Annotated in this window: 12 protein-coding genes; 7 read left to right on the plus strand and 5 right to left on the minus strand. The window is 69.8% G+C overall.

Features of this window, described 5'->3' with window-relative positions; translation table 11 throughout:
- Positions 1-7: 7 nt before the first annotated feature.
- Positions 8-838 carry a mycofactocin-coupled SDR family oxidoreductase gene (locus tag ACGFY5_RS25705; RefSeq protein WP_392723579.1) on the minus strand — a complete coding sequence of 277 codons (831 nt, stop codon included), beginning with the start codon at positions 836-838 and terminating at the stop codon, positions 8-10.
- A 44-nt stretch (positions 839-882) separates the two neighbouring features.
- Between ACGFY5_RS25705 and ACGFY5_RS25710 the strand changes: the two genes are divergently transcribed.
- A complete protein-coding gene (locus ACGFY5_RS25710) occupies positions 883-1761 on the plus strand; it encodes a LacI family DNA-binding transcriptional regulator (RefSeq protein ID WP_392723580.1) in 879 nt (292 codons plus the stop codon).
- Positions 1762-1827: 66 nt separating this feature from the next.
- Positions 1828-3108: a PP2C family protein-serine/threonine phosphatase gene (locus ACGFY5_RS25715; RefSeq protein WP_392723916.1), complete on the plus strand. Its 1281-nt coding sequence runs from the start codon at positions 1828-1830 to the stop codon at positions 3106-3108.
- A gap of 5 nt (positions 3109-3113) precedes the next feature.
- On the opposite strand, the gene ACGFY5_RS25720 is transcribed toward ACGFY5_RS25715, so the two are convergent.
- Entirely contained in the window at positions 3114-3752 is a 639-nt protein-coding gene (locus ACGFY5_RS25720; RefSeq protein WP_392723582.1) for a TetR/AcrR family transcriptional regulator, read from the minus strand.
- A gap of 98 nt (positions 3753-3850) precedes the next feature.
- On the opposite strand from ACGFY5_RS25720, the gene ACGFY5_RS25725 reads away from it, so the two are divergent.
- The 3 genes from ACGFY5_RS25725 to ACGFY5_RS25735 all read left to right on the plus strand — a co-directional run bounded on the left by ACGFY5_RS25725 (position 3851) and on the right by ACGFY5_RS25735 (position 10123).
- A complete protein-coding gene (locus ACGFY5_RS25725) occupies positions 3851-5302 on the plus strand; it encodes an MFS transporter (RefSeq protein WP_392723583.1) in 1452 nt (483 codons plus the stop codon).
- Positions 5303-5435: 133 nt separating this feature from the next.
- On the plus strand, positions 5436-8546 hold the full coding sequence (locus tag ACGFY5_RS25730; RefSeq protein ID WP_392723584.1) for an NACHT domain-containing protein: 3111 nt from the start codon (positions 5436-5438) through the stop codon (positions 8544-8546).
- Between the two features lie 53 nt (positions 8547-8599).
- Positions 8600-10123 carry a catalase gene (locus ACGFY5_RS25735; RefSeq protein WP_392723586.1) on the plus strand — a complete coding sequence of 508 codons (1524 nt, stop codon included), beginning with the start codon at positions 8600-8602 and terminating at the stop codon, positions 10121-10123.
- A 76-nt stretch (positions 10124-10199) separates the two neighbouring features.
- Here ACGFY5_RS25735 and ACGFY5_RS25740 read toward each other — a convergent pair whose 3' ends face one another.
- Positions 10200-10679 (minus strand): MarR family winged helix-turn-helix transcriptional regulator, encoded by a 480-nt coding sequence (locus ACGFY5_RS25740; protein ID WP_392723588.1) that lies wholly within the window; start codon positions 10677-10679, stop codon positions 10200-10202.
- A gap of 87 nt (positions 10680-10766) precedes the next feature.
- On the opposite strand from ACGFY5_RS25740, the gene ACGFY5_RS25745 reads away from it, so the two are divergent.
- Positions 10767-11339 (plus strand): NADPH-dependent FMN reductase, encoded by a 573-nt coding sequence (locus ACGFY5_RS25745; protein ID WP_392723590.1) that lies wholly within the window; start codon positions 10767-10769, stop codon positions 11337-11339.
- A gap of 184 nt (positions 11340-11523) precedes the next feature.
- Positions 11524-13158, plus strand: a complete 1635-nt coding sequence (locus ACGFY5_RS25750) for a GGDEF domain-containing protein (RefSeq protein ID WP_392723592.1) — start codon at positions 11524-11526, stop codon at positions 13156-13158.
- A 20-nt stretch (positions 13159-13178) separates the two neighbouring features.
- Here ACGFY5_RS25750 and ACGFY5_RS25755 read toward each other — a convergent pair whose 3' ends face one another.
- Positions 13179-13331 carry a hypothetical protein gene (locus tag ACGFY5_RS25755; protein WP_392723593.1) on the minus strand — a complete coding sequence of 51 codons (153 nt, stop codon included), beginning with the start codon at positions 13329-13331 and terminating at the stop codon, positions 13179-13181.
- Positions 13332-13362: 31 nt separating this feature from the next.
- Entirely contained in the window at positions 13363-13719 is a 357-nt protein-coding gene (locus ACGFY5_RS25760; RefSeq protein ID WP_392723595.1) for a VOC family protein, read from the minus strand.

The raw sequence follows: 13719 nt of genomic DNA on the forward strand, positions 1-13719 counted from the left end.
GCGACGGTCAGCGGTTGGTGCGACCGAGGTCGACCGGGAGCTGGATGCCGGTGACGTGACGCGCCTCGTCGGACGCGATCCACGCGACCGCGGCGGCGATGTCGTCGGCCTGACTGATCCCGTCGGGCAGGCTCGGCATGTAGAGCGTGCCCAGCGCGGGGTTGCTGTCGAGCACCGGGTGCAGCTCGGTCATCTGCAGCCCGGTCTCGACGCCGAACGGGTGGACGGAGTTGACCCGGATCCGGTAGGGCGCGAGCTCGTTCGCGAGGGTCTTCGATAGGCCGGTGACGCCGTGTTTCGCGGCGACGTAGTCGGCCAGCATCGGCAGCCCGACGAGCCCGGCGACCGAGCTGGTGAACGTGATCGAGCCGCCGCTGTCCTGTTCGATCATCGTCGGGATGGCGGCTTTGGCGGTGTGGAAGGCGCCGGTCAGGTTGATGTCGATCGTCGCCTTCCAGTGCTCGGCGTCGATCTCCCAGGCGCGGGCGGCGCTGGTCATTCCGGCGTTCGCGATGACGACGTCGAGGCGCCCGAGCTCGGCGACTCCGGCCTGGACTGTCGCCTGCACGGCGTCGAAGTCGCGGATGTCGGCCTGGCGGGCCACGATCCGCCGGTCGAGCTTCTCCACGAGGCGGACGGTCTCGGCGAGGTCCTCGGGCGTCGAGCCGGCGTAGGTCGTCGTCGGCAGGTCCTCGCAGATGTCGAGCGCGATGATGTCGGCGCCTTCGGCCGCTAACCGCAGCGCTTCGGCGCGGCCCTGGCCACGCGCGGCTCCGGTGACGAAGGCGACCTTTCCGATGAAGCGGTGCGCGATCGGGGCGTGCGGTACCTGCGTCATGGGACCTCCGCTAAATCGAATTAGTAACCGGTACCGTAGCCGACGTGAGGGTCACGATGAAAGATGTCGCCCGGCGGAGCGGGGTCTCGCCGGCGACCGTGAGCTTCGTGCTCAACGAGGTGAGCGGGCAGACGATCCCGGCAGCCACCCGGGAGCGGGTGCGGCGGGCGGCCGAGGAACTCGGGTACGTACCGCACGGGATCGCACGGGCGTTGCGCGAGGGGACGTCGCGGCTGGTCGTGCTGAACGTCGGGCGGCTGCCGCGGCGCACGAGCCTGTCCGGGTTCATCGATGGGCTGGACGCCGAGCTCGCCCGGCTGGGGCATTCGCTGCTGGTGCACTACGGGGATTCGGTGGGGCGGGTGGCGTCGGCAGCGTCTCCGCGCGCGATCCTGGACCTCGCCGGGTTGTACGCGGGGGAGGACCCCGATGCGCACGACGGCGGGTGGATCGCGGGGCTCGCGGCGCACACGTTGACGCAGATCGCGTATCTGGCGTCGCGGGGGCACGTAGCTCTGGCTTTTGCGGTGCCGTCGGATCCGCGGGTGGCGCGGTTGGCCTCGTTGCGCTGGGAGCAGGCGCGGACCGCCGCGGCGGCCTACGGCCTTCCGGAGCCCGTGCTCGTGCGAGACGTTTCGGCTCTCGCGGACCATCCGACGGTGACCGCTCTTGCTGCTTTCGACGACGACGTGGCGCTGCGCGTGTTGGCGGGGATGCGTGACCTCGGGCTGGCCGCGCCGGCCGATCTCGCCGTGATCGGGTTCGACGACAATGAGATCGCCGCGCTGTGGTCGCCGGCGCTCACGACCGTGCGGGTCGATGCCGTCGCCTATGGACGTTGCGCGGCTCGCCACGCGCTGGGCATGGATCCGGGCCCGTTGCCCGCGGAACCTGCCGTCGTGGTCGAACGCGCCACGTGCTGACGACAGTGCGGTCTCGAGCCGGATGACAGGATGAGGCGTGAGTTCCACACACGGGCGGCCCGCGGAATGACGGGCGGCGACGGCAATCAGCAGGTCGGGCTCTCGGGCGTGCTCGAGGACAGCGTGGAAGACCTGTACGACAACGCTCCGTGCGGCTATCTCTCGACGAGGCTTGACGGGACGATCGCCAAGATCAATGCGACACTGCTGCGCTGGCTCGGGTACAGCCGCGACGAGCTCGTCGGACATCGTCGGTTCGCCGATCTGCTCACCGTCGGCGGACGGATCTACTCCGAGACCCATCTGGCGCCGCTGCTGCAGATGCAAGGGCAGCTCAACGGCATCGCCTTGGAGATGAGGACGGCCGACGGCACGCGCCTACCGGTGTTCGTCACCTCGGTGGTGAAGGCCGGGGACGACGGACAGCCGCTGCTGATCCGCACGACGATCGTCGATGCGCGCGAGCGTCGGTCGTACGAGGCGGAGCTGCTGCGCGCGAGCCAGGCCGCGGAGGATGCGCGCCGGCAGGCCGAAGCCGCCCGGGCGGCAGCGCAGGCCGCGACCGCGACGGTCGAAGTCGAGCGGGTGCGGTTGGCGGAACTGGCCCGAACCTTGCAGAAGACTCTGCTGCCGCCCCGGCTGCTGCCGGTTCCCGGCCTGGACGTCGCCGCTGCCTATCACGCGGCTTCGGTCGACGAAGTCGGTGGCGATTTCTACGACCTCTTCGCGCTTCGCGAAGGGGCCTGGGGGCTCTTCCTCGGGGACGTGTGCGGAAAAGGCGCAGAGGCAGCGGCGATCACCTCGCTGGCCCGGTACACGCTGCGGGCCGCTGCGGTCTACGACAGCGATCCGGCGGTGGTGCTGCGCAACCTCAACACGGTGCTACTCCAGGAACAACAGGGCAGGACACCCAGGTTCTGCACGGTGGTGTTCGGCGTCCTCACGCCGGCCGGCACCGACGGCGCCTTCCTGCTCACGCTGGCTGCCGGCGGGCACCCGCCGGCGGTGATGATGCGTGCTGACGGCACCGCGGCGACCCTCGACACCCCGGGCGGCCAGCTGATGGGTGTGTTCGATGCCCCGCGGATCGTCACCGCGACAGTTCGGCTGGAGCCCGGGGACACTCTGCTGCTCTACACCGACGGCCTGACCGAGGCCCGTTCCCGGCGGGCCGATTCCCGCCGCTACGGCGAGGACGCGCTGCTCGGCTTCGCGACTTCGCTGGCCCCCACCACCGCTACCGAGGCTGTCGCCGCCGTGACCACACTGCTGGACGGGTTCGGCGCGGGCGTCGATGACGACACGGCCCTGCTCGCACTGAGCGTGCCTGCCTCGACGTCCCGCTGACCGGCTCAGTCCTCGACGCGGGTCACGGGGGCGAGCCAGAGGCCGACCAGGGCGTCGATCAGGGTGTTGGCGGCTCTGGGCCATGGAGTGTCGCGTCCCTCGGCGAGGACGCGCTCGCACTCCGCCAGCGTGGAGACGATCAACTGGCGGGTCATGTAATTGCGTGCGATCCGCACGTCTGCGGGCAGCGGCGGCAGGCAGCGGTTCAGGCCTTCGAGGATGACGTCGAGCGCGGGGTCGGTGAGCGCCTCCTGCACGACGATCTCCCGGAACGCCGGCTCGGCGTCGACCTGGGCGCCGAAGCGCGCGTGCCACGTCGGGGCGCCGATCTCCTCGAAGTAGTCGACTACGGGGAGTACCCAACACGAGATCCAGTCGCGGGGTGCGACCGACCCGGCGACGCGCTCCACGAGAGCCTGCCGACGCTCGGAGATGGGCCCGTTGGACCGGCGGATGATCGCCCGCACGAGGTCGGTCTTCGTGCCGAAGTGGTAGGAGACCGCCGCGTTGTTGCCCTGCCCCGCAGCCTCGCTGACCTGGCGGTTCGAGACGTTGTTCAGCCCACGTTCGGCGAACAGCCGCTCGGCCGTGCTCAAAATCGCGTCCCGGGTGGCTTCGGAGCGTCGCACCTCGTTGTGACTCACAGCACCGCCAATCAACTTGACCTTTGCATCAGACAACCGATTCCATGGAGTGAAGTCAAGCAACTGCTTTAACTTCTTCTCCGAGCCGAAGGCTTCCCGTGACAACGACAGCGCCCGCACCGCGGACGAACCTGATCGTCGCCGTCCTCGCACTGGGCGGCATCGCGGTGTCTCTGATGCAGACACTGATCATTCCGCTCATCCCGGAGCTGCCGACGCTGCTGCACGCGGCGCCGAGCGACGCGGCGTGGGCGATCACCGCGACGCTGCTCGCCGCCGCGGTCGCCACGCCGGTCGTCGGCCGGCTGGGTGACATGTTCGGCAAGCGGCACCTGCTGCTGTTCAGCCTCGGGATGATGGTCGTCGGTTCGGTGGTCGGCGCGCTCAGCGACAGCCTCACGCCGATGATCGTCGGGCGCCTCCTGCAGGGTGCGGCGGCGGGTGTCATCCCGCTCGGCATCAGCCTCATGCGTGACACGGTGCCGCCGGAGAAGCTCGGCTCGTCGACCGCGCTGATGAGCGCGTCGCTCGGTATCGGTGGTGCGCTCGGCCTGCCGTTGTCGGCGCTGCTCGCCGACAACTTCAACTGGCACGTGCTCTTCTGGGTGTCCGCGGGGCTCGGTGCGGTCGTGGCTGCCCTGGTCGTTGCGATCGTGCCGCACTCCACCGTTCGCACGGGTGGCCGGTTCGACTTCCCCGGCGCGGTGGGGCTTTCCGTCGCGCTGGTGTCGCTGCTGCTCGCGATCTCCAAGGGCAGCGACTGGGGATGGACCAGCGGGCGGACGCTCGGCCTGTTCGCGGTTGCGGTCGTGGTGCTGGCTACCTGGGGCTGGTGGGAGCTGCGGACCCGTGAGCCGCTGGTCGACCTGCGGATCACCGCGCAGCCTCGACTGCTGCTGACCAACGCGTCGTCGATCGCGATCGGCTTCTCGATGTTCTCGATGTCGCTGGTGATTCCGACGCTGCTGCAGCTGCCTGTCGTCACGGGGTACGGGCTGGGGCAGAGCATGCTGGCGGCCGGTCTGGTCATGGCCCCGTCCGGTCTGGTGATGCTGGTCGCCGCTCCGCTCGCGGCGACGATCGCCCGTGCTCGCGGCTTCAAGCTGACGCTGATCATCGGAGCGCTGATCGTCGGGCTCGGGTACGCGTTCGGTGCGGTGTTCATGGACGAGATCTGGCAGCTCGTGATTTCGACCTGCATCATCGGTGCCGGTATCGGGTTCGCGTACGGGTCGATGCCCGCGCTGGTCATGGCGTCGGTGCCGGTCACCGAGACCGCGGCTGCGAACAGCCTGAACACGCTGATGCGGTCGCTGGGTACGTCGGTGGCCAGTGCTGTGGGTGGCGCGATCCTCGCGAACATGACTGTCGCGTTCGGCCCGGCGACGGTGCCGTCGCAGACCGGGTTCCGCGTGGTGCTGTGGATCGCGGTCGGCGCCGCGGTAGTGGCCGCCGCGATCGCGGTCTTCATCCCGAAGCCGGCCGCCACGGCTGCCGGCACCCCGGCACCCGCCGTCGAGGACGAGCCCGAGGTCGTCGCAGCTCACTGATTCGCTCGTCGGCCGGGCAGACGACGTCGTCTGCCCGGCCGAAGGCTGTTCCGGGGCGGAACTGTCGCCGGGCGGGGCTAGCCTGTCGGTCACCGCTGGGGGAGGTCCACAGCGGAGCGGGTGAGGGGGCGTGATGTCGGCTGCGTACGCGGCACCGCTCCTGGCGCTGATCGGCGTGCTCGTCACCGCCTGCGGTGCGCTCTGGATCGCGTCCCGCAGCCGGCGGATCGAGCGGGAGAAGCTCGAACTCGAACGCCGGAAGCACGAGTGGGAACGGCAGAAGGCCGAAGCGGCACGTGCCCGCGAAGACGCCGAGCGGGCCCGCGTCGACGCGGAGGAAGCCGATCGCCGGGCAGCATCGGAGCTGGAGGCCGCGGATCACCGGGCCGCGAAGGCCGTCGACCAACGGGACTACTGCCGAGATCTCGTCACGACGCTCTCCCAGCTCAAGATCCTGACGATGACCCGGCCGCTCGACCTCCGCCGCCTCTACGTCACGGTGCGGGTGCGCGAGCAGCGAGTGCTCAGCTACCGAGAGCCCGATACGGAGCCGGGCATCCGCCACGGCACGTCGTCGGCATCGCTGGAACCGCGCGACGCGCTCCACCGCTACCGCCGCATCGTCGTGCTCGGCGATCCGGGCGCCGGGAAGACCACGATGCTCCGGCACCTCGCCGTGGAGCTGGCCGTCGAACACGCCGACGGGTCCCCGGCGCTTCCGATCTACGTGGAGCTGCGCCGTTACGCCGACAGCAGCACCGACGACCTGGCGTCCTACCTCCGCGACGCCCTCCGGCGCGACCACGGACTGTCGCTGTCGGAGGAGCACCTCGATACCGCACTGAAGGACGGCACGGTCGTCCTGTTCCTCGACGGACTCGACGAAATCCTCGGCGACGACCAGGACGCGACGGCCGTCGGCACGACGTACGGACGGGTCACCGACCGGATCTCCACGCTGGCGTCGCGGTACCCGTCGATCCGGATCGCGGTCTCCTGCCGGAGGCACGGCTGGAAGGAGGGCTTACCGGCGTTCCGGAACGTCGACGTGCTCGACTTCGGCGAGGAACAGATCACCGAATTCCTCACCGGGTGGTTCGCCGAGGACCCGGACACCGGACGCAGGCTCCGCGAACGACTGAACGCGAAACCACAGCTGCGCGCGCTGGCCGCGAACCCGCTCCTGCTCAGCCTGATCGCGATCGTGTGCGAGACCGATCTGGAGCTGCCGGAACGCCGCGTCGAGCTGTACCGCCGATGCGCGGAGGTGCTACTCCACGCCTGGGACAGCCACCGGCAGATCAAGCGGCCCGGGCGACTTTCCACCGGCCGCGCACACGAGCTGCTCGAGCACCTCGCGATCGAGTACCACCGTGCGGGGATGCGGTACTTCGCGCAGGACGACCTCGTGCGGCGGATCGCGGCGTTCCTGCCGACCGTCGACCTGGATCCGACCGACGCGCCGGCGATCCTCGACGAGATCGCGACGCAGCACGGGCTCCTGAAGGCACAGGCCTACGGGTGGTACGGCTTCCTGCACCTCACGCTGCAGGAGTACTTCGCGGCGACCGCGCTGCTCGCGACCGGGCAGGACGGCGTCGACGAGCTGGTGCGCCACCGGCACGACCCCTGGTGGGAGGAGGTCGTACTGCTCTTCGCCGGCCGCACCGCCGACGCCGGCCCGCTCCTCACCGGCATCCGCGCCGACGAGGACGATCTGTTCTCCTCCGACCTCCTGCTGGCCGCTCGCTGCCTGGAGACCTCACCCCGGATCAGCGACCGGGCCCTGCACGGCGCGGTGGTCGACGATCTCTTCGCGCTCCTCACCCGGGGTTCCCGCGGCCTCGATCGCGCGGCGGCGGCTCGTCGTCTCAGCGCGCTGAGCGCCTCCTCCAGTGTTCTCGAGCGGCTCGTGGCGCTCCTGACCGACAGCGGGGTCGCAGTGCCGGCCCGGCTGGCCGTCGTCGAAGCGCTCGGCGGGAGCGCGAGCCCGAACGCCGGTCGGCGCCTCTACGCGACCCTGCTGAGTCGTCACCTGCCGGCGGAGCTCGTCGGTCCGATCATCACCGCGCTCGGGCAGCTGCGATGCCAGGAGGCGGTGCCGAAGCTCCGCGAGATCTCCGATGCGGCCACGGCGCTGGACGGCGCCACCGCGACGACGACCGCCGCGGCCACCGCTGCGCTCGTGCGGCTGACCGGCGATCTGCGGTACTTCCGTCGGCTGGTCCGGATGAGCGTGAGCCGGGCCGTCGTGAGCGTCGACGACCTGCTCCGGCGCGACGAATCGAACGCGGACGCCGTCGCGGGGCTGCTCGTCGAGGAGAAGGACGTCACGAGCATCTCGGGTGGTCGGCTCGCGCTGCGGTACCTCGAGGCGACCGGCGGGCGCGGCGCCGCGCACCTCCTGCCCGCGCTGGCTCCCGGGGCGACCGACAGCCAGGGTGCGTTCGCGCTGAGCTGGGCGCTTGCCTCCTACTACGCCGCCGCGCCGCCGGGGCCGGAGATCACCGCGCGCCTCCTGGAACTGGCCGCCGATCCGGCGCTGGACGACACCGTGGCCTGGTCGGTCTCCGCGTGCCTGGACTCCGCGGAGGTGGAGGTGCGGCAGCTCGAGCAGCTCGCCGAGGTGTATCCGCCCGGCTCGCTCGGCCGGCTCGGATTCGCGGCGACGCTCGCCGCCCACGGGATCCCGTCCCGGCTGGCCGAGTTCGAGACCGCTGTGGTCTCGCGGCGGAGCGACATCCGCGTCGGCCTGGCCGTCTACGACCAGGAGGTCTGGCGACGGATCCTGCCGCTGTTCGCGCGGTTCGCTCCCGAGCGCGCGCTGCGGGCCGTCGAGAGCATCGACCGCGGTGACGTGCACTTCGTCAGCGGGCTGCTGTACCTCGACCCGCCCAGGGCCTTGGCGGCGATGACCCTCGATCCACCGACCGGGCCGCGCTACGACGCGGTCCCGTTCACGCTCGCTACCGGGCAGGCGCTGACCGCGCTCGAGACGGCGCAGGCCCTGCTGACCGCGGCCGGTCAGGGTGTGCGTGCCGTCCCCTACGCGGGCCACCTCCTCCTGCGATCCGCGGCCGCGCTGGCGACGGCTGACGAGGTGGAGCGCTACGCGGCGGCGTACGACGCGGTTGCGGGCGAGCACGGCGACACTGCCGACGTGATGTACGCCGGTCTCCGGGACGCCTCCGCGCGCCTGGGGGTCCGGGTCCGGAGGGACGGAAGCGTATCGATAAAGCCGTAAAACGGACCCGGTCGTTCGTTTGATCCGTTCCAGAAACGGCCACCACGTAGTGCATGACTGCTCCCCAGCGTCCACCGACCACGACCGACGCGGGTAACCCCGTCGCCAGCGACGAGTACTCCCTGTCCGTCGGTCCCGACGGTCCGCTGCTGCTCCAGGATCACTACCTGATCGAGCAGATGGCGAACTTCAACCGCGAACGCATCCCGGAGCGCCAGCCCCACGCCAAGGGCGGCGGCGCATTCGGCACGTTCGAAGTGACCCAGGACGTCACCCCGTTCACCCGCGCGGCCGTGTTCGCCCCCGGCGCGCAGACCGACGTCGTCATCCGCTTTTCGACGGTTGCGGGGGAGCGCGGAAGCCCCGACACCTGGCGGGACCCCCGCGGCTTCGCCGTGAAGTTCTACACCAGCGAGGGCAACCTCGACATCGTCGGCAACAACACGCCGGTGTTCTTCCTGCGCGACCCGATGAAGTTCCAGCACTTCATCCGCTCGCAGAAGCGCCGCGCCGACAACAACCTGCGCGACCACGACATGCAGTGGGACTTCTGGACGCTGGTGCCGGAGTCCGCGCACCAGGTCACCTGGCTGATGGGCGATCGGGGCATCCCGCGCACCTGGCGTCACATGAACGGCTACTCGAGCCACACGTACTCGTGGATCAACGCCCAGGGGGAGAAGTTCTGGGTGAAGTACCACTTCAAGACCGACCAGGGCGTCGAGACGTTCACCCAGGACGAAGCCGACCAGATGGCGGCCATCGACACCGACTACCACCAGCGCGATCTCTTCGAGCACATCCGGGACGGCGAATTCCCGAGCTGGACGCTGAAGATGCAGATCATGCCGTTCGAGGACGCCAAGACCTATCGCTTCAACCCGTTCGACCTCACGAAGGTCTGGCCGCACGCCGATTACCCGCTGCATGAGGTCGGGCGTCTCACCCTCAATCGCAACGTGAGTGACTACCACGCCGAGATGGAGCAGGCCGCGTTCGAGCCGAACAACATTGTGGCCGGGACCGGGCTCTCACCCGACAAGATGCTGCTGGCCCGGGGCTTCAGCTACTCCGACGCCCACCGCGCGCGGCTGGGCGTCAACTACCGGCAGATCCCGGTGAACTCGCCCCGCGTCGAGGTGCACTCGTACTCGAAGGACGGCGCGATGCGGATCAGGAACGCATCGAATCCCGTGTACGCACCGAATTCCTACGGCGGTCCGAAGGCGGATCCGCGGCTGACCGACGACGGCGGCACCTGGTATTCCGACGGCGAGATGGTGCGCACCGCGTACACGCTGCGCCCCGAGGACGACGACTGGGGCCAGGCCGGGACGATGGTGCGGGAGGTGCTGAACGACGCCGAGCGGGACCGGCTCGTCGACAACATCGTCGGTCACCTGCTCAACGGTGTCAGCGAGCCGATTCTGGCGCGGGCGTTCGAGTACTGGCACAACGTCGACAAGAATGTGGGTGACCGGGTGGAGGCCGGCGTGCGGGCCAAGCAGTCGGAGACCGATCCGAAGGCGGCCGACCAGGCCAACCCGGCGCGTTCGAGCGCCCAGGCGAAGGCCTAGTCGCTGAGCGCTGCACGTTCTGTGCCCTTGTGACGGCACGGAGCGTGCAGCGCTCGGGCGGCCATCGGGGCGGCGCTCAGCACTCGCCCTCGTCGCAGGGTGTTGGCTCGGGGGCGTCGGTCGCGAAGCGTTCCATGACCGCGGTGACACTCCGCAGGTCCAGGCCCTCGGCGTGGTCGAACAGGTGGCGCCTGACGCTCGCCAGGTGATCCGGCCAGGCTTCCTCGAGGCGCCGGAACCCCGCGTCGGTGAGCACCGCGTCCCAGCCGCGCCCGTCCGCGCAGGCCCGTTCGCGGACGACGAGGTCCGACCGCTCCAGTCGCGTGACGATCCGCGACACCCCGCTCAGCGACAGCGTGCACTTCGCCGCGAGCTCACTCATGCGGAGCCGCCGACCGGGCGTCTCGGACAACAGCATCAGCACGAAGTACTCGCTCATCGACATCCGCTGCGAGCGGAGCAGATCGGCGTCGAGCGCGCGGGGGAGCGCGAGCATCGCGCGGTTGAGCGCACGCCAGAACGCGATCTCGTCCGCGGTGAGCGGTTCAGGCGTCATGGGTCACATCCTATCTGCTTGACACGACAAGCATCTAGGAGTTTGCTTGACGCAGCAAGTAATCCGCACTCTTCGGGAGACACCCCCATGGCCCGTATCGGGATCATCCTCGGCAGTACCCGTCCCAACCGGAACGGCGAGCAGGTGGCCAAGTGGGTCCTCGATGTCGCCTCGCAGCGCGGTGACGCCGAGTACGAGCTGGTGGACCTGCGCGACTTCCCGCTGCCGCACCTCGACGAGCCGATCCCCGCATCGGCCGGCCAGTACCAGAACGACCACACCAAGGCGTGGGCGGAGAAGATCGCCTCGTTCGACGGCTACATCTTCGTGACGCCGGAGTACAACCACAGCACGTCGGGCGTGCTCAAGAACGCCATCGACTACCTGTACGCCGAGTGGAACAACAAGGCGGCCGGCATTGTCTCCTACGGCGGCGTCGGTGGCGCCCGTGCCGCGGAGCACCTGCGCCTGATCCTCGGCGAGCTGCAGATCGCCGACGTCCGCGCCCAGGTCGCGATCTCGATCGTCACCGAGTTCGAGAACTTCAGCGTTTTCAAGCCCAACGACTACCTGGCGGCGACGCTGGGGACGGTGCTCGACCAGACCGTCGCGTGGAGCACCGCGCTGCAGTCCGTTCGCAAGGCGCCCGCCGCCGTCTGACGTCCCTTCGATCACCCCGCACTCGGCGGGGTGATCGATGTGCCATTACGCTGAGTCACATGGAGCGGTCGGTAAGTCACCAACCGAGCCGAAACCGATCAGCAACACAACGACCCTCGCCGTTCCCCGCTCCGCTCCGATGGTTCATCAGGGACCGAATCAGCGGACGACGGTGGGTGTGAACATGCGGGGACCAGGCGATACCGCGGGTAGCGGTCGAGCAGCGGCCAGGCGGCTGACCGCGCTCGGCGCGATCCGCGGCGACCGGGTCCTGCTCGGCGCGGTGCCGACCAGCATCCTGCTGGTCGGCACCCACATGTTCTTGGTGTCGCAGGACCGGCCGATGCTGTGCTCGTTCGCCGACGCGCTCTCGTCCGTCGGTCTCATCCTGACCTTCAGCCTTATGCTCGCCGTCGCCAGAAGTCGTCGATCGCGGCAGGGCACCAGTCGGATCTGGTTGCTCTTCGCGCTGTCGACGGCACTCGCGGCTGGAGGTTGGGCCACGTGGAGCGGGTACGCGCCGGTCGCGGACGCATTCTTCATCGCGGCGGCTGCCGTCGCTGTGGGTGGGTTCTTGACCGCCCTTCATCCTGGTCACCGCTCGGGGCGGTTCTGGCTCGGGTTCGACCTGGTGCTCGTCGCGGCTGGCGCCGGGGCGTTGGGGTGGCGGCTGTTCGTCCACGCCGGGCTCGACCCGACCGTCGCATCGGACCGGACCACCGCGATCGTCTACCCGATCTGCGGCCTGGCGACGGTGCTGTTCCTGGTGCCGATGGGTGTGTTCGGTGGCCGGCGCCTTCCCGCTTCGTTGACGCTGGTCGGGTGGGCGCACGTGGTCGCCGCGGCGTGTGGGTGCCTGACGCTGTTCGCGGGGGTCAGTGGGCAGTTCGACCCGGGGGATCCGCGGCTGGCCAGCCTCTACCTGGCGCCGGTCGCGTTGATGGCGCTCGGTGCGTTGACCGCGTTGCGTTCGCCGGAGACCGACGGGGTCCACTTTCCGGTGAGCCGGGACGTCACGATGCTTCCGTCGCTGGTGGCGGCAGGTGCCGCGGTGATCGGACTCGTCGTCGTCGACGCCCGGACGTCCGGTGTGCAGGTGCCGCTGCTGGTGGCCGGCCTGGTGGTGATCGGACTGCTCACGCGGTTGGCGCTGGTCGTTCGTGAGCGGACGCGGCTGGCCGATCAGCTCGCCGAGGCGTTGGCCGAGCAGCAGCGCCTGGCGATCACCGATCCCTTGACCGGGTTGTCGAACCGGCGGTACTTCGAGCAGTCGTTGGCGACCGAGGTGGTGCGGGCTCGTCGCAACAAGCGGCCGCTGAGCCTCGTGGTGTTGGATCTGGATCACTTCAAGCAGATCAACGATCGGTACGGTCACCCGGCTGGTGACGCCGCGTTGATCCAGGTCGGGACGCTGCTCCAAGTCATCACGCGCGACTCCGACGTGGTCGCCCGCTACGGCGGGGAGGAGTTCGTCTGGCTGCTGCCGGACACCGACGAGGAGGGCGCCGCCGCGATGGCCGAGCGTCTGCGGGTGACGCTCGCCGCTCACCCGGTCGCGCTTCCCTCGGGTGACCCGCTGTGGATCACCGGCTCGTTGGGCGTCGCGTCCGCCCAGGGCACTGTCGACGCCATGGTGCTGACCGCCAGCGCGGACGAGGCGATGTACCGAGCCAAGTCCGCTGGCCGCAACCGAGTCGAGCGAGCAACGAACCCGGAGGACGCCCCGGCGGCGCCAGGCGCCTCGGTGTCCTCCGCGGCGCCGAGCGAGTCGGCGGCACCGGCGAGTTCGGCGGGACCCGAGCAGAGTACGCCGGCCTGAGCGGCAATCGCCGGGCGAACTCAGACGGCGGCGAAGGCGTGTCCAGCATCGGCGTCGGCGCCAACGAGCGTGGCGCCCTGGGCGGCTAGCCAGTGGGCGGCTGCGACGGTGAGCTGGGCGGTGCCGCCGGTGCAGCAGAACCGCGTCGTGCTCGGGCCGCTCAGATCGACCAACCGCCGCAGGGCTGCTCCGCGCTCATCCGGATCAGCTCGCGCACAGACAGAAAGGGTGACCCGCCGGGTCGAGAAAGACCCGGTACGACGCACCGGGCTGAACGGGATGCTTGCTCGCACCGAGCTCGATCACCGCGGCCTCGGCAGCGTCGAGATCATCGACCAGCACATCGAGGTGCATCTGCTTGGGCCGCTCCGGACCGGGCCACGTCGGCGGCTGGTAGTCGGCCACCCGGTGGAAGGAGAGGCACTGGCCCTGCTCCGAGCACGCCGAAGCCCGATCCTCGGAGGCCTCCACCTCCCAATCCAGCATCGCGCCGTAGAAGGTGGCTAGCGCGGCAGGATCCGGACAATCGATGACGGTCAGCGGCGCCCGAGCGATGGCCAT

This window comes from Cryptosporangium sp. NPDC048952 (assembly GCF_043197895.1).
GTDB lineage: Bacteria > Actinomycetota > Actinomycetes > Mycobacteriales > Cryptosporangiaceae > Cryptosporangium.